The organism is Curtobacterium sp. PhB25, assembly GCF_004365375.1.
Classification (GTDB): domain Bacteria; phylum Actinomycetota; class Actinomycetes; order Actinomycetales; family Microbacteriaceae; genus Curtobacterium.
This window is the reverse complement of record NZ_SODR01000002.1, coordinates 358,743-374,257: the sequence shown is the minus strand read 5'-3', so window position 1 is coordinate 374,257 and position 15,515 is coordinate 358,743. Positions and strand designations below refer to the sequence as shown.

At 70.9% G+C, this 15,515-nt stretch carries 15 protein-coding genes; 4 read left to right on the top strand and 11 right to left on the bottom strand.

The window, feature by feature from the left end; genetic code table 11:
- Nucleotides 1-18: 18 nt before the first annotated feature.
- The 6 genes from pgsA to EDF51_RS06285 all read right to left on the bottom strand — a co-directional run bounded on the left by pgsA (nucleotide 19) and on the right by EDF51_RS06285 (nucleotide 7,962).
- Complete coding sequence (gene pgsA / locus EDF51_RS06310; protein ID WP_134194302.1) at nucleotides 19-672, bottom strand: CDP-diacylglycerol--glycerol-3-phosphate 3-phosphatidyltransferase; 654 nt, start codon at nucleotides 670-672, stop codon at nucleotides 19-21.
- Nucleotides 669-3,569 carry a DNA translocase FtsK gene (locus EDF51_RS06305; RefSeq protein WP_134194212.1) on the bottom strand — a complete coding sequence of 967 codons (2,901 nt, stop codon included), beginning with the start codon at nucleotides 3,567-3,569 and terminating at the stop codon, nucleotides 669-671. The genes pgsA and EDF51_RS06305 overlap by 4 nt, the downstream gene beginning before the upstream one ends.
- Before the next feature lie 119 nt (nucleotides 3,570-3,688).
- Complete coding sequence (locus EDF51_RS06300) at nucleotides 3,689-5,365, bottom strand: ribonuclease J (protein WP_131878632.1); 1,677 nt, start codon at nucleotides 5,363-5,365, stop codon at nucleotides 3,689-3,691.
- A gap of 49 nt (nucleotides 5,366-5,414) precedes the next feature.
- Nucleotides 5,415-6,392: a 4-hydroxy-tetrahydrodipicolinate synthase gene (dapA, locus tag EDF51_RS06295; RefSeq protein WP_111084638.1), complete on the bottom strand. Its 978-nt coding sequence runs from the start codon at nucleotides 6,390-6,392 to the stop codon at nucleotides 5,415-5,417.
- Between the two features lie 248 nt (nucleotides 6,393-6,640).
- Entirely contained in the window at nucleotides 6,641-7,132 is a 492-nt protein-coding gene (locus EDF51_RS06290; protein WP_134194210.1) for a dihydrofolate reductase, read from the bottom strand.
- Nucleotides 7,132-7,962 carry a thymidylate synthase gene (locus EDF51_RS06285; protein ID WP_134194208.1) on the bottom strand — a complete coding sequence of 277 codons (831 nt, stop codon included), beginning with the start codon at nucleotides 7,960-7,962 and terminating at the stop codon, nucleotides 7,132-7,134. Before EDF51_RS06285 ends, EDF51_RS06290 begins: the two co-directional genes overlap by 1 nt.
- Before the next feature lie 38 nt (nucleotides 7,963-8,000).
- Between EDF51_RS06285 and EDF51_RS06280 the strand changes: the two genes are divergently transcribed.
- Nucleotides 8,001-8,921 carry a TIGR01777 family oxidoreductase gene (locus EDF51_RS06280; RefSeq protein ID WP_134194206.1) on the top strand — a complete coding sequence of 307 codons (921 nt, stop codon included), beginning with the start codon at nucleotides 8,001-8,003 and terminating at the stop codon, nucleotides 8,919-8,921.
- 7 nt (nucleotides 8,922-8,928) lie between these two features.
- On the opposite strand, the gene EDF51_RS06275 is transcribed toward EDF51_RS06280, so the two are convergent.
- Both EDF51_RS06275 and EDF51_RS06270 read right to left on the bottom strand, forming a co-directional pair.
- Nucleotides 8,929-9,339, bottom strand: coding sequence for a tetratricopeptide repeat protein (locus EDF51_RS06275; RefSeq protein WP_123938809.1), 411 nt, complete (start codon nucleotides 9,337-9,339; stop codon nucleotides 8,929-8,931).
- A 64-nt stretch (nucleotides 9,340-9,403) separates the two neighbouring features.
- Nucleotides 9,404-10,150, bottom strand: a complete 747-nt coding sequence (locus tag EDF51_RS06270) for a dihydrodipicolinate reductase C-terminal domain-containing protein (protein WP_228505012.1) — start codon at nucleotides 10,148-10,150, stop codon at nucleotides 9,404-9,406.
- A 23-nt stretch (nucleotides 10,151-10,173) separates the two neighbouring features.
- Between EDF51_RS06270 and EDF51_RS06265 the strand changes: the two genes are divergently transcribed.
- On the top strand, nucleotides 10,174-10,665 hold the full coding sequence (locus EDF51_RS06265; protein ID WP_134194204.1) for a GNAT family N-acetyltransferase: 492 nt from the start codon (nucleotides 10,174-10,176) through the stop codon (nucleotides 10,663-10,665).
- Here the strand turns inward: EDF51_RS06265 and EDF51_RS06260 are convergent.
- Nucleotides 10,662-11,264: a histidine phosphatase family protein gene (locus EDF51_RS06260; protein ID WP_111084585.1), complete on the bottom strand. Its 603-nt coding sequence runs from the start codon at nucleotides 11,262-11,264 to the stop codon at nucleotides 10,662-10,664. The two genes, EDF51_RS06265 and EDF51_RS06260, sit on opposite strands and share 4 nt — an antisense overlap.
- A gap of 8 nt (nucleotides 11,265-11,272) precedes the next feature.
- On the bottom strand, nucleotides 11,273-12,607 hold the full coding sequence (locus tag EDF51_RS06255; RefSeq protein WP_123293916.1) for a pitrilysin family protein: 1,335 nt from the start codon (nucleotides 12,605-12,607) through the stop codon (nucleotides 11,273-11,275).
- Nucleotides 12,608-12,853: 246 nt separating this feature from the next.
- On the opposite strand from EDF51_RS06255, the gene EDF51_RS06250 reads away from it, so the two are divergent.
- A complete protein-coding gene (locus tag EDF51_RS06250) occupies nucleotides 12,854-13,501 on the top strand; it encodes a TetR/AcrR family transcriptional regulator (protein ID WP_134194202.1) in 648 nt (215 codons plus the stop codon).
- A gap of 242 nt (nucleotides 13,502-13,743) precedes the next feature.
- On the opposite strand, the gene EDF51_RS06245 is transcribed toward EDF51_RS06250, so the two are convergent.
- Nucleotides 13,744-14,709, bottom strand: a complete 966-nt coding sequence (locus EDF51_RS06245) for a ferritin-like domain-containing protein (RefSeq protein WP_132099694.1) — start codon at nucleotides 14,707-14,709, stop codon at nucleotides 13,744-13,746.
- A gap of 234 nt (nucleotides 14,710-14,943) precedes the next feature.
- Here EDF51_RS06245 and EDF51_RS06240 point away from each other — a divergent pair, with 234 nt between their 5' ends.
- Nucleotides 14,944-15,471 (top strand): YbhB/YbcL family Raf kinase inhibitor-like protein, encoded by a 528-nt coding sequence (locus EDF51_RS06240; protein WP_134194200.1) that lies wholly within the window; start codon nucleotides 14,944-14,946, stop codon nucleotides 15,469-15,471.
- The last annotated feature ends 44 nt before the right edge of the window (nucleotides 15,472-15,515 follow it).

Here is a 15,515-nt window from a genome sequence, read left to right as displayed (position 1 = left end):
TCGCGTCGTCGGCCTGCGTCACGCGGTGGTCCGGTTGTGCTTCCACGCCTGGTACAGGTAGTCGATGCCACTGAGCACGGTCGCCAGGAAGGCGGCGCTCATCAGCACCACGTTCACCCAGTGCGCCCAGTCCCCGACGAGCTCCCACCACGGGAAGAGTGCCGACGTCAGGGCGACGGCCTGCAGCACGGTCTTGATCTTGCCGCCGCGACTGGCCGGGATCACCCGGTCCGACAGCACCGCGAAGCGGAACACCGTGATGCCGATCTCGCGCACCATGATGAGCACCGTCACGTACCAGGGCAGTTCGGCCAGGATCGACAGGGCGACGAGCGCGCCGCCGATCAGGACCTTGTCGGCGATCGGGTCGACGAGCTTGCCGAAGTCGGTGACCAGGTTCTGCCGTCGGGCGATGATGCCGTCGGCGCTGTCGGTCACGATCGCGACGACGAAGACGATCGCCGCCCAGATGCGCAGCGGGCCGTCGTTACCGGCATCGGCGAGGAGCAGCACGAAGAACAGCGGCGCCATCAGGATGCGCACCACGGTGATGATGTTCGCGACGTTCGCCGTCGATGCGGGGCCGGGACCCTTGCGGAGCAGTCGCCCGCGCCAGGGGAACTTCGCGCCGTGTGTCGTGTCCGTGCTGTCCGAGGCGGTCATCGCCTTCACTCCCTGCCCGTCAGTCCCCACGCGTCCTCATCGGGCTCGTCGTGCACTTCATCGTACCCGCGGGTCATGTCGCCCACGGGGTCGGCGCCGTAGCGGTCGCCGTCGTCACTGGGGCCGGGCACGGGGGCCACGGGCGCCGGAGCAGCCGGCGGCTCCTCGCCGCGGAGCTTCGCGAGCACCGCGGGCAGCTGGTCGGTGGTGACGAGCACGTCGCGGGCCTTCGACCCCTCGGACGGCCCGACGATGTCGCGGGACTCCATCAGGTCCATCAGGCGACCGGCCTTCGCGAAGCCGACCCGGAGCTTGCGCTGCAACATCGAGGTCGAGCCGAACTGCGTCGAGACGACCTGTTCGACCGCCGCGAGCAGCAGTTCGAGGTCGTCGCCGATGTCGGCGTCGATCTCCTTGCGCTCGACCACGGCCTGGACGTCCTGGCGGTACTCGGGCTGGGCCTGGCGGGTGACGTGCTGGACGACCTCGGCGACCTCGCCCTCCTGCACCCACGCGCCCTGCACGCGCAGGGACTTCGACGAGCCCATCGGCAGGAAGAGCGCGTCGCCCTGGCCGATGAGCTTGTCCGCGCCGGGCTGGTCGAGGATGACACGGGAGTCCGTGACGCTCGTCACCGCGAAGGCGATGCGGGACGGCACGTTCGCCTTGATCAGGCCGGTGATGACGTCCACCGACGGGCGCTGCGTCGCGAGCACCAGGTGGATGCCGGCGGCACGGGCGAGCTGGGTGATGCGGACGATCGACTCCTCGACGTCGCGCGGGGCGACGAGCATGAGGTCCGCGAGCTCGTCGACGACGACGAGCAGGTACGGGTACGGCTTGAGCTTCCGCTCGCTGCCCGCGGGCAGGACGATCTCGTTGTTCTCGATCGCCTTGTTGAAGTCGTCGACGTGGCGGAACCCGAACGACGCCAGGTCGTCGTAGCGCATGTCCATCTCCTTCACGACCCACTGCAGCGCTTCGGCCGCCTTCTTCGGGTTCGTGATGATGGGCGTGATGAGGTGCGGGACACCCGCGTAGATCGAGAGCTCGACGCGCTTCGGGTCGACCAGGACCATGCGGACCTCGGACGGCTTCGCCCGCATGAGCAGCGACGTGATCATCGAGTTGATGAAGACCGACTTGCCGGAACCGGTCGAACCGGCGACGAGCAGGTGCGGCATCTTCGCCAGGTTCGCGACGACGAAGCCGCCCTCGACGTCCTTGCCGACGCCGATCGTCATCGGGTGCTTCGACTTCCGCGCCGCGTTCGAGCGCAGCACGTCGCCGAGGGACACGATCTCGCGGTCGGAGTTCGGGATCTCGACTCCGATGGCGCTCTTGCCCGGGATCGGCGAGAGGATCCGGACCTCGTTGGAGGCCACCGCGTACGACAGGTTCTTCGACAGCGCCGTGACGCGCTCGACCTTGACGCCCGGTCCGAGCTCGATCTCGTAGCGGGTGACCGTCGGACCGCGGGAGAACCCGGTGACCTTCGCGTCGACCTTGAACTCCGTCAGCACGCCGGTGATGGCGGCGACGATGTCGTCGTTCGCCTGGCTGCGAGCGACCGAGGGGGTGCCGGAGCTCAGGGTGGTGGCGGCCGGCAGGCGGTACGGCTTCGACGGGTCGTCGTCGGTCGCCGCCGCGGAGAGTTCCTCGGGCTCGTCGACGACGAGGTCCTCGACGAGGGGTGCCGCGACCACGTCGGGCACCGCGGGGCGGATCGCCGCGGTCGGCTCCGGACGCGCGGGGACGTCGGTGCCGAAGTCCCGCAGGGCCTGCTCGGCGACCTGCAGGTCCTGTTCGACGGAGTCGTTGAGGTTGACCGACGCGGGTTCGGCCGGCGTCAGGTCCACGAGACCGGCCGCAGCGCCCGAGTTCGGGTTGACCACCGGGGCAGCGGGTGCAGCCGCCGCGGCGGGCGGGGCCGTCGGGGCGACACCGGAGGCCGGGGGCAGCACGGGGCTGTCGTACGCCGGGTCCTCTTCGCGCCCGGACTTGTTCCGCCGCCACCACGGCACGCTGTCGCCGCCGGCGTCACCGTCGGCAGCGGCCTGCTCCTCGCCGAAGCCGAGGTCGTCGAACAGCTGGAAGTCGGTGTCGCCCTTCTTGCCGCGCTTGGTCGTCTTGGTGCGGGTGGCGGGTGCCGCTTCGACCTCGGGCTCGGCGGCCGGGGCCGGCGCTCCGAACAGGTACGCGTACAGCTCGTGCAGCCGACGCCCGACCTTGTTCGGCGGCGTCTTGGTGATGATGAAGAGGGAGAGCACGAGCAGCACGATCGCCACCGGGACCGCGACCCAGGCGGTCGCGATCGTGACGAGCCAGCCGATCACGACCCAGCCGAGCACACCGCCGGCCGCAGCCAGGGCGGGCATGCCGTCCGCTGCGCTCGGCCGCCCGCCGAAGACGTGGCAGAGCGAGGCGATCGCGACGAGCAGGATCCCGAGGCCGATGCCGATCCGGGTGTTGTCGTGCACCGAGGCCGGGTGCCGGAACAGCCATCCGGCGAAGACGATCATGATCACCGGCAGGGCGAATGCCAACCGGCCGAACAGCCCGCCGAACGTGTACGCGTCGAGTGCGACCGACACGCCGTTCGTCGGGTTGAGCCACTCGACGACCGCACCGGCGATGGCCAGTACGAACAGCAGGAACGGGAACCCGTCACGCCGCTGGTCCTTCTCGAGGGACTCCTTGCCGAGCAGTCGGAACATCGCGCCGACGCCGTGCGCCATCGCGAGCCAGAACGTCACGAGCGGGTTCTGCTCGCGGAACACCGGTGTCGGTGCCGCCTGCGGCAGCTTCTTCGTCGTGGCCTGGGTGCGCGACGAACCGCGCGTCCCGTTCCCACGGGACGACGTGGACGCGCGCGAGCGCGTGGTCGACTTGGTGCCTCCGGCCATGGGCAGAACCCTAATCCCCACTCAGGACAAACCAAGGGAGGCCCGCCGCAGCATCCGTGACGGACGCTGGACGGGCCTCCCGGTCGACCGCGATGAACGCGGCGAACGCGACTGACGCGCTACGCCTCGATGACCACCGGGACGATCATCGGACGACGGCGGTGCTTGGTGTTGACCCAGCGGCCGACCGTGCGGCGGACGACCTGCGCGAACGCGTGCGAGTCGCGCGTGCCGTTGGCGGCCGCCTCGGCGATCGCCTTGGCGATCTGCGGACGGACGTCGTCGAACACGGAGTCGTCCTCGGCGAAGCCGCGCGACTGGATCTCCGGGCCGATGACGCACTGGCCGGTGGTGAAGTCCACCGCGGCGAAGACCGAGATGAAGCCCTCTTCGGACAGCACGCGGCGGTCCTTGAGGTCGGCGTCGGTGATCTCGCCCACGGTCGAGCCGTCGACGTACACGTAGCCGATGTCGAGCTGCCCGGCGACCGTCGCGACGCCGTCCTTCAGGTCGACGACGATGCCGTCCTGCCCGAGGATCACGTTGCGCGGCGGCACACCCGTCTGGATCGCCAGGTCGGCGTTCGCGTACAGGTGGCGGTGTTCGCCGTGCACGGGCAGGACGTTGCGCGGACGCAGGATGTTGTAGCAGTAGAGCAGTTCGCCGGCCGAGGCGTGTCCGGAGACGTGCACCTTGGCGTTGCCCTTGTGCACGACCTTCGCGCCGAGCTTCGTCAGCCCGTCGATGACGCGGTACACGGCGTTCTCGTTGCCCGGGATCAGCGACGAGGCGAGGATGACGGTGTCGCCCTCGCCGATCTCGATCTGGTGCTCGAGGTTCGCCATGCGCGCGAGCACGGCCATCGGCTCGCCCTGCGACCCAGTCGACATGTAGACGATCTGGTCGTCGGGGACGTTCTTCGCCTTCTTCGTGTCGATGAGGACGTTCTCGGGCACGCGGAGGTAGCCGAGGTCGGCGGCGATGGTCATGTTGCGGATCATCGAGCGCCCCATGAACGCGACCTTGCGGTTCGCGGCCGCGGCTGCGTCGAGGACCTGCTGCACACGGTGCACGTGCGACGAGAAGCTCGCCACGACGACCTTCTTGCGGGCGCGCGTGATGATGTTCTCGAGCACCGGGCCGATGTCGCGCTCGGGCGCGGTGAAGCCCGGAACGTCGGCGTTGGTCGAGTCCGGCAGGAACAGGTCGACGCCGGCCTCGCCCAGACGGGCGAACGCACGGAGGTCGGTGATGCGGTCGTCCAGCGGGAGCTGGTCCATCTTGAAGTCACCCGTGTGCAGGACACGACCGGCGGGGGTCGTGATCGCCACGGCGAGGGCGTCCGGGATGGAGTGGTTCACGGCCACGAACTCGAGGTGGAACGGGCCGAGCTGCTCGGTCTGGTCCTCGGCCACGACGAGCGTGTACGGCTTGATCCGGTGTTCCTTGAGCTTCGCCTCGACGAGCGCGAGGGTCAGCGTGGAGCCGATCAGCGGGATGTCGTCGCGGAGCTTCAGCAGGTACGGCACGGCGCCGATGTGGTCCTCGTGGCCGTGCGTGAGCACGACACCGAGGACGTCGTCGAGACGGTCACGGATCGGCGCGAAGTCCGGCAGGATCAGGTCGACCCCGGGCTGGTGCTCCTCGGGGAAGAGCACGCCGGCGTCGACGATGAGCAGCTTGCCCTCGTACTCGTAGACGGTCATGTTGCGACCGATCTCGCCGAGTCCCCCGATGGGGATGACGCGGAGGGTGCCGGGTTCGAGCGGCTGTGGTGTGGAGACTTGTGTGGGCATTCGGTCCTACGGATTCAGGCGACGCGCGAGGAGCGCGCCGCGGTGTTCGCTAGCGGGTGGTGCCTGGCACCTTTGGCAGTGCGCCGCCGGCCGCAGCGTTGCGGTCGGGGCGGAAGTTCGAGAAGTCGGCGCCGGGCACGTCGCGCACGGCTTCGAGCGAGGTCTCGATGGCGTACGCCTCGGAGTCCTCGGGGCCGACGAGCGGCAGACGGACGCGCGGGCTGCCGATGCGGCCGAGCCCGTGCAGGATGTACTTCGCCGCGACGGTGCCGGGCACGTGGGTCATCACGGCGCGGACGAGGGGCTCGACGCGCTTGTGCTCGGCGGTGGCGGTCGCCAGGTCGCCGCGGTTCACGGCGTCGATGATGGTGCGGTACGGCGTGCTCGTGATGTTCGCGGTGACGCCGATCAGGCCCGTCGCGCCGATCGACAGGTGCGGGAGCACGTTGGTGTCGTCGCCGGAGAAGTACATGAGGTCGGTGTTGTTGAGCACGCGGGACACCTCGGCGAAGTCGCCCTTGGCGTCCTTCACGGCGAGGATGTTCGGGTGGTGCGACGCCCGCACGATCGTCTCGTACGTGATCGGGATGCCGGTGCGCCCCGGGATGTCGTACAGGATCACCGGCAGGTCGGTGGCGTCGGCGATCATCCGGAAGTGGGTGAGCACACCCGACTGGGTCGGCTTGTTGTAGTACGGCGTGACGATCATCACACCGTCCGCGCCGGCCTTCTCGCTCTGCTTGTACAGGTGGATCGCGTGCGCGGTCTCGTTCGACCCGCCACCCGTGATGATCTTCGCGCGGCCGGCGGCGACGGACTTGCCGACCTCGACCAGACGGAGCTTCTCGGGGTCGGTCAGGGTGCTGGTCTCGCCGGTCGTGCCGGTGACGACGATGCCGTCGGCGCCGGCGGTGATGCAGTCGTCGATGTGCTGCTCGACGCCGGGCCAGTCGACCTCACCGTCGGCCGTGAACGGGGTCACGAGGGCGACGAGGACCTGACCGAAGGGATTCTCACGCGGGGACACGGGCACCAGCGTACCGGGGATGGGCGCGATGGCCGCCGTCCGGGTGGACGGTCGCCTGCCTGCGGCGCGGACGGGAGGCCCGGATCACGTCCGTCCTGCCGCTCACGCCCGGTGTCGCGCGCGCCCGGCGGTGTCCGGAACCTGGTTCCGCGCCAGCTGCGCCCCGCTGCGGTCTTCGCGCCCCGACTCTTCGGGGCGCGGCGCCCGCACGGGGGCGCGCGGCGCACACCGACGCGGCGCCCGCACGCTCAGGACGCGCTGCGGCGCCACTCGAGGAAGCGGTAACGGGTCCCGGTGCGGGACACCTGCCACGGGCCCTCGTCGGTGAGCGTCCAGCCGGCCGACTCGCCGAGCGTCGGTGCGACGGTGTCGCCGGGTACGTCGACGTCGATGACGGTCTCGGACACCCGGTCGGCACGGTCCAGCGCCGCGGCGTAGACCTGGCCGCCGCCGATGACCCAGACGGGGCCCTCGGCACCGTCGAGCGCGGCGCGGAGGTCGTGCACGGCCTCGGCGCCGTCGGCGGTCCAGGACGCGTCGCGGGTGAGCACCACGTTCCGGCGACCGGGCAGCGGACGGAAGCGTTCCGGCAGGGACTCCCAGGTGCGCCGGCCCATGAGCACCGTGGCGTCGCCGGTGACCTGCTTGAAGTGCGCGAGGTCCTCGGGCACGTGCCAGGGCATGCCGCCGTCGGCCCCGATGACCCCGTCGGTCGACCGGGCCCAAACCATGCCGATCATCAGACGGCGACCGCGCCCTTGATCGCCGGGTGGTGGTGGTAGCCGACGACGGTGAAGTCCTCGTACTCGTAGTCGTCGATCGAGTCGCGCGGCGCGAGCTCGAGCGTCGGCAGGGCGTACGCCGTGCGGGACAGCTGCTCCTCGACCTGCTCGACGTGGTTGTCGTAGACGTGGCAGTCGCCGCCGGTCCAGACGAAGTCGCCGACCTCGAGCCCGGTCTGCGCGGCGATCATGTGGGTGAGCAGTGCGTAGGACGCGATGTTGAACGGGACGCCGAGGAACATGTCGGCGCTGCGCTGGTAGAGCTGGCACGAGAGCTTGCCGTCGTTGACGTAGAACTGGAAGAACGCGTGGCACGGGGCGAGCGCCATGTCCGGGATCTCGGCGACGTTCCACGCCGAGACGATGAGCCGGCGGCTGTCCGGGTTCGTGCGGATCTGGTCGATGACCTGGGCGATCTGGTCGACGTGCTCGCCGGACGGGGTCGGCCACGAGCGCCACTGCACGCCGTAGACGGGGCCGAGGTCGCCGTCCTCGTCCGCCCACTCGTTCCAGATCCGGACACCGTGCTCCTGCAGCCAGGTGGCGTTGCCGTCGCCGCGCAGGAACCAGAGCAGCTCGTACGCGATCGACTTGAAGTGCACGCGCTTCGTGGACACGAGCGGGAAGCCCTTCGACAGGTCGTAACGGAGCTGCGCGCCGAACAGGCTGCGGGTCCCGGTGCCGGTGCGGTCACCCTTCGGCGTGCCCTCGGTCAGGACCCGGCGGAGCAGGTCCTCGTACGGGGTCGGCACGGTGGGGTCGGGCTGCACGGTCTCGCTGTCGCTCACACACAGAAGCCTACGTCGGCGTGAGTAGCGTTGCCGGCATGGCAGACACGGCGGCAGAGCCCCTCTCGATCCTGATCGCCGGCGCGTCCGGTTTCATCGGCACCCCGCTCGTCCGCGCGCTGCGCGAGGCGGGCCACCACGTGACCACGCTCGTCCGGCGCGAGCCGCACACGGCCACCGAGTTCCGCTGGGCTCCGGGTCGCCGGCCGCTCGACCCGGCCATCGTCGACGGTGCCGACGTGGTGATCAACCTGGCGGGGGCGAACATCGGCAAGCTGCCCTGGACCGCGAAGTACCGCGAGGAGATCCGGCGCTCCCGCGTCGACGCGACCGACACCCTGGTCGAGGCCATGCGGCACGCCAGCACTCCCCCGGCGCTGTTCCTGTCCGGATCGGCGTCCGGCGTGTACGGCGACCGCCCGGCGGACGTCCTGCAGGACGACGCGGCCCCCGGCACCGGGTTCCTCGCCGAGGTCTGCACCGCGTGGGAATCCGCGGCGAACGCTGCCCCGGACGGCGTCCGCGTGGTGACCCTGCGCACGGGCATCGTGATCGGCGAGGGCGGCGGCGCGCTCGCACCCCTCATCCCGCTCACCCGGGCAGGGCTCGGCGGTCGCCTCGGCACCGGCGGGCAGCACTGGCCGTGGATCGCGCTCGAGGACGAGGTCGGGGCGATCGTGCACCTGGCGACGAGCCCGTCGGCGTCCGGTGTCAGCGGACCGGTCAACCTCGCCGGGCCGGAAGCCGTCGTCGCCGACCGCATCACGAAGCGCGTCGCCGAGGACCTGCACCGGCCGTACCTGTTCCGGATCCCGGAGTTCGCGCTGCGCCTGGCGCTGCAGGACGCCGCCGACGAGATGCTGCTGTCGAGTCAGCGGATGGTGCCGACGAAGCTGCTCGAGTCCGGCTACACGTTCCGGTACACGCGTGCCGTGGACGCCGTCGACGCGGTCCTCTGACCAGGTCTCAGGCGCTCGATCGCGACAGGGCCGTGCGCATCGCGGCTCGAGCGCGCTTGCGGTCCCCCGCGGCGTCGTAGACCACCCCGAGCCGGTACCAGGCGCGCCAGTCCGCCGGGTCCTGCTCGACGGCGGCCTTGTACTGCGGGAAGAGCTCGTCAGCGGCCTCGCGCGTCGGACGCCCGGACGGACGCACGGGCACGACGTCCTCCGGTGCACCGCCCTCGGCCTCGAGCCGGGAGCCGAGCCGGGTGATCCGGATGCCGAAGCGGAACTCGAGCACGAGCAACAGCGCCCCGATCGCGGCGACGACGAACAGGGCGACGCCGATGCCGATCCCGATCGGGATGCCGGTGGCGATGAACGCCACGGCCCGTTGCCCGACGAGCACGATGTAGAGCGCCAACAGCAGGGTCATCAGCGCTGCTCCCCAGAACGGCGACCGGATCGCGCTACCGGCACGCGCTGCACGTCCCACCGGGTCAGCCGATGCCGAGGACGCTGCCGAGGCCCACGGTGAGCCCGCGGGCGGATCCGAGGGCGGACAACGCCGCCCGGATCCCGGCGACGTAGGCGACGTCGTCGTTGGTGTCGTGCCGGATCGTCAGGGTCTCGCCGGGACCGCTGAGCAGGACGTCCTGCACGGCCTTCACCCCGGGCAGCCGGAGCGAGTGGATCGGCACGCTCGCCACCTGCTGGCCGCGGGCGCGCTGGTCGACGTGCGGAGCCTCGACCGGGCCGACGTCGCGACGGGCCTCGGCGATGAGCTCGGCGGTGCGCACCGCGGTGCCGGACGGCGAGTCGATCTTGCCGGCGTGGTGCGTCTCGACGATCTCGACGGAGGGGAACCACGGCGCCGCGATGGTGGCCAGGTGAGTGCCGAGCACCGACCCGATCGAGAAGTTCGGCACCACGAGGACGCCCTGGTCGGGACGCTCCTGCAGGGCGGTGCGGAGCTTCGCGAGACGGTCGGCGGACCACCCGGACGTGCCGACGAGGACGTTCGCCCCGCTCGACAGCGCGTTCTCGACGATCGCGGGGCTGAGCGCCGGCACCGTCACGTCCACGACGAGCGCGGCACCGCCGAACACCGACGGCGGTGCTTCGTGGGCACCGTCCTTCGACGACAGGCGGGCGACGAGCTCGAACTCCGGGAGTTCCTCGACGACGGAGGCCACGAGGCCCCCGAGACGACCGGTGGCGCCGACGACGGCGACGGGAGTGACCATGCGGTCCATCCTAGGATCGACGCATGTCAGTCGAGGTCAGGACCGTGCCGGCCGATCTGCCCGAGGTCGACGTCCTGCTCGACGCGTACCTCGACGAGCGCGAGGCGACGTTCCCCAGTGCGCAGGGCGCGTACTCGCGGAAGCGCACCCCGGCGGCGGAGTTCACGCCGCCGAACGGGGTCTTCGCGGTGGCGTACGACGGCGGGGTCGCGGTCGGCTGCGGCGGCCTGCGGCGGATCGCGGACGACCCCGACGCGACCACCACGGACGTCCGGTTCGAGGTCAAGCACGTCTTCGTCAGCCCGGCGGGACGGGGCAAGGGCGTGGCCACGGCGCTGATGGACGCACTCGAACGGGAAGGCGCCGCGCTGGGGGCGACGAGCATCGTGCTGGACACGAACGACTCGCTCGTCGCCGCGGGCGCGATGTACCGCAGCCGGGGCTACGAGCGAGTCGCGCCGTTCAACGACAACCCGAACGCGACCGCCTGGTACCGCAAGCCGGTCTCCCGCTAGACGGGCTGGTCGACCGGCAGCCCGGTGCGGAGCTCCACCGGCAGGTGGGCCAGGTCGTTCAGGGCCACCACCTCGGCCGGCTTCGCGGAACGGATCCGGATGATCGTGAGCGCGGTGTGCGCGACGTTCGTGCCCATCCAGCGCCACTCGGGCGCCTGGAACGCCTCGCGCACGAACCAGCCGATCACGGCGTTGTGGGTGATGAGCAGGTCGTGCCGGTCCTCGCGCGCCGGGGTGAACCACTCGGAGACGGCGTCGCCCATCTGCGCCTGGCCGGCGATGATCTCCTCTTCCGTGACGCCGCCGTACCAGCCCTGGTAGGCGTGCGGCATGTCCGGGGTCGGGCCGGAGGGGACGCAGTCGAAGAGCAGCGTCGACGGTTCGGGCTGGATCGACGGCAGTCGCTGCGCCAGGAACGCGGCGGTCTCGCTGGGGGCCTCCAACGGGGAGTGGTACACGCCGTCGAACGGCAGCCCGCCGAGGCGGTCGGCGACGAGCATGGCCTGGCGCTTGCCGCGTTCCGACAGCTTGCCGTCGCGGAGGCCGTGCTCGGCGTCCTGGTGTTCGCCGTGCCGGACGAGGTACAGGTAGTGCGACATGTCCGTGCTCAGCTGCCCATCCCGATCGCTGCGGCGAGCTCGTCCTGCTGCACCGCCCCGACCACCGACGTGATCGTCGGGCGGGTCAGGAGGTCGCGGGCGAGTTCGAGCACGCCGTCGGTGGTGACCCGGTCGACACGCTCCAGTGCGGTCGACAGGTCGGTGTACTCCCCGGTGCCGAGCTCGGACCGGCCGAGGCGGGTCATCCGGGCGTCGGAGTCCTCGAGCGAGAGCGTCAGGGCGCCCTCGATCTGGCCCTTGGCACGGCGGAGCTCGTCGTCGGTGATGCCGTCGTCCACCATGCGGCGGAACTCGGCGTCGATGATCTCGATGACCCCGGGGACGTTGTCGGGAGCACAGCCCGCGTAGACGCCGAAGGCGCCGTTGTCGAGGTAGGCGGGCGCGAAGGACGACACCGCGTAGGCGAGGCCGCGTCGCTCGCGGACCTCTTGGAAGAGCCGGGAGCTCATGCCCCCGCCGAGCACGGCGTTCAGGACGCTGAGGGACGGCCGGCGGTCGTCGCGGAGGTCGAGTCCCTGCGAGCCGCGCAGCATGCTGACCTGCTCCGTCGGACGGTGGACCACCGACAGCTTGGGCTCGATGGGGTCGGCGACGGTCTGTGGCGTCCGGCGCGCAAGCGGCTCGGCGTGCGGGGCGTCGTGGAACACGGCGGCGACCGCGTCGCAGAACCGGTCGTGGTCGACGGCACCGGCGGCGGTCACGACGATGCCGTTCGGTGCGTAGTGCTCGCGGTAGTGGGCCAGGACCTCGTCCCGCTGGACCGCGCGGATGCTGTCCGGGGTCCCGCCGATCGGGCGGCCGAGTGCGTGTCCGCCGAAGGCCGCGGCGAAGAACGCTTCACCCGCGACGTCGGCCGGGTCGTCGGCGGCCATCGCGAGTTCTTCGAGGATGACGCCGCGCTCGACGGCGAACGCCTCGGGGTCGAGCACCGAGCCGGTCACCATGTCACCGATGACCTGCACGGCCATCGGGACGTCGGCGTCCCGCACCCGTGCGTAGTAGCAGGTGTACTCCTTGGCGGTCGCGGCGTTGTGCTCGCCGCCGACCGAGTCGAACGCGATCGCGATGTCGAGCGCCGACCGGGTCTCGGTGCCCTTGAACAGCAGGTGCTCGAGGAAGTGGGTCGATCCGAACTGGCCGTCACGTTCGTCGCGCGAACCGACGCCGACCCAGAACCCGATGCTCGTCGAAGCGGCACCGGGCACGGCTTCGGTCAGCACGCGGACACCCGACGGCAGCACGGTGCGTCGGACGAAGGCCCCTCCGGACGTCAGGAAGGACGTGTCCGGGGCCCCGAGCGGCAGTGGCACTGGCTGGTTCATCGCAGACGAGCCTACTGATGCTCCGGAGTCCACCGCCCAGTTTCCACAGGCCCGCGGACTGTCACTCGAAGAGGGGTACATAAATTGCGGACAGACCGACTCGTCTGTCTGTCCTCCTTGTGGTACAGTCGTTCACGCCGGATCGAAAGCCCCCCTAAGTTCCGATCCGGCGGCTCGGGACATCAGTCCTCGCGGCCACGAGTCCCCCCACTCGTCCGCGGAGCCGATGAACCAAGGAGCCACGCTGTGACGGTCGATTCCCCCCAACCGGCCGTCCAGCGTCTCCCTGGTCCGAGCACGAACCTCGCGTCGCCGGACGGGTCGAGCGTCCCCCCGACTCCCCGCTCCGGCGGCGCGAAGGTCCGCATCCTCGAGACGGCCACGCGACTCTTCTACGAAGAGGGCATCCACAGCGTCGGCGTCGACCGCCTCATCTCCGAGGCGAGCGTCACGAAGGCGACGTTCTACAAGCACTACGGGTCGAAGGACAACCTGATCCTCGCCTACATCCGCACGCAGCACGAGCGGGTGCAGGAACGTCTGGAACAGCTCGTCACCGACGCCGGCTCCTCCGCCGCAGCGGTCCGCGCGTGGGTCGCCGCCCTGGCGGACGAGGTCAACGACCCCGACTTCCGCGGGTGCGCGTTCCTCAACGCCGCTGCCGAGTACCACGACCCCCGCGACCCCGTACGCGAGGTGGTCGCCACGCACCGCGACTGGTACACCGACCGACTCGCCACCCTGCTGCAGGAGTCCGGCCACCAGCTGCCGGGCGACGGCGCCGACGAGCTCATGCTCGCGCGCGACGGTGCGATGGCCGGCGCCTACTCCGGTGACGCCATCGCGGCGACGGCAGCGCTCGGTCGCGTCGTCGACCGCGTCCTCGCCGCCTGACGCCCGGCTGCCGTCGGGGCCCCGCTCGGCTGCGGCCCATCTGCCGCCCGCCTGCCGCGAAAGCGACAGTCTGCCGCGAACTGTTCGCGGCACACTGTCGCCCTCGCGGCACGGATCCGCCGACGTGACGGACATCCGTCGCTTTCGCGACCACGAGCGGACGGGAGGCACGGTGCCAGCTGGCACCGTGCCTCCCGTCCGCACTGTGGTCGCGCTCACCGCGACCGGTCGCGTCGCGCGGATCAGGCCGGTCCGGTGGCGCTCCCGGGGTTGCCGCTCGAGACGATGGAGCCGTTGACGCCGTCCGGGAAGAACCCGCCCTTGTCGATCTGGTTCGGGTTCAGGAACACCACGTTCAGGACACGCTCCGCGGTGCGGCCGTAGGCGAGCGAGTTCGAGTCCGTCGGCACGAGGTTCACCGCTCCCGACCGGGTCGTCACCCCCTGGTCGTCGTCGGTCGGACCGTCGAGCGAGTCACGGGCGTCGGAGATCTTGTTCGCCGGCACCTGCAGCCCCTTGTCCGAGAGCTTCGACCGGATGATCCCGGCGTGGTAGGCCTCGACGGCGAGGATGCCCGCCGCGGCACTGAGGTACGTCTTGCTGGTGATGAGCGGCGCGGCTCCCTTGTAGGCGGTCACCCCGACGTCCTCGAAGATGTACGCCCCGAGCAGGAAGTTCTCCTCGCTGGCGAACGGGTCGAAGGTGCCGGTCGGGCCGACCACACCCGCAGCGCGCGCCGCCGCGGTGAAGCTCGACACGAGGTCGATCTTCGGACGTGAGACCTTCGCACCGCCGAGGGCGGATCGGAGGAACGCAACGTGCGCGCGCTCGTCGTTCGCGATCTCGGTGGCGATGCCGCGGATGGCCGCGGTCTTGAACGGCACCTTCTTGCCACCGATCACCGGCCCCTGCGGGTCGATGCCGGTGATCATGCTGTCGGCGAGGCCCGCGCCGAACACAGCACGCAGGTAGAACTCGGCCTCGAGGTACTCGAGGTTCAGGGCGAAGTTGAGGATGGCGGCGTCGGAGACGGCACCGTCCTCTTCCGGGGTGGCGGCGGCGCGGTCGGTGGTGAGCACCGACGAGCCGAGCGCGGCGATGCCGGCTGAGGCGCCGGCGACGCCGGCGGCTGCGAAGAACCGTCGTCGGTCGAGCGCGTTCTCGGCGCTGCGATCGATGGCGTGGTGGATGAAACGCTTGTCGAACATCGTTGTCCTCATGTCGTGCTGGCAGCACGGGACCCCACCGACGCTGCAGGGAAACGGGTCGGTCGAGCCGCGATCGGCGGGATGGTCGATCGTGCGGCGAAGATACCCCCGAACAGGGGGCGCTTCCAGCGTTCCCGGTCATTCGGCGGAGTTCGGACAGGGTCACCGCACCGGGCGGCCGCGTCGGGCGGCCGCGTCGGGCGGCCGCCGAGGCTGTGGGTGTTGGCTGGGCGCATGGCCAACGACCCCAACTGGAACCTCCCCGAGGTCCCCTCGTTCACCCTGACCAGCCCCGACTTCACCGACGGCGGCGCCCTGCCGACTTCGGCGCGCGGCACCGACGCGGGTGGCGAGGACCGCTCCCCCGCACTCGAGTGGTCCGGCGCTCCCGAGGGCACGAAGAGCTTCGCGCTCACCGTGTACGACCCCGACGCCCCGACCGGTTCGGGCTTCTGGCACTGGAGCCTGACGGACATCCCGGGCTCGGCGACCTCGCTGCCCGCCGGCGCCGGCACCGACGACGCCCTGCTGCCGGCCGAGGCCCTGCGCCGTCGCAACGAGTTCGGCACCGACACGTTCCTCGGCGCCGCTCCGCCCGCGGGCCACGGCGTGCACCGCTACTTCTTCACGCTGAGCGCCCTCGACGTGCCGCTGCTCGAGGCGCCGGCCGACGCCACCCCCGCGGTCGTCGGGTTCGTGCTGCGCGAGCACCTGCTCGGTCGCGCGCAGCTCGTCGGCACGCAGGAGACCCCCGCCGCGTAGGACGACCCCGCAACGACGAACGGCCGCCGCCCCGGAAGGGACGA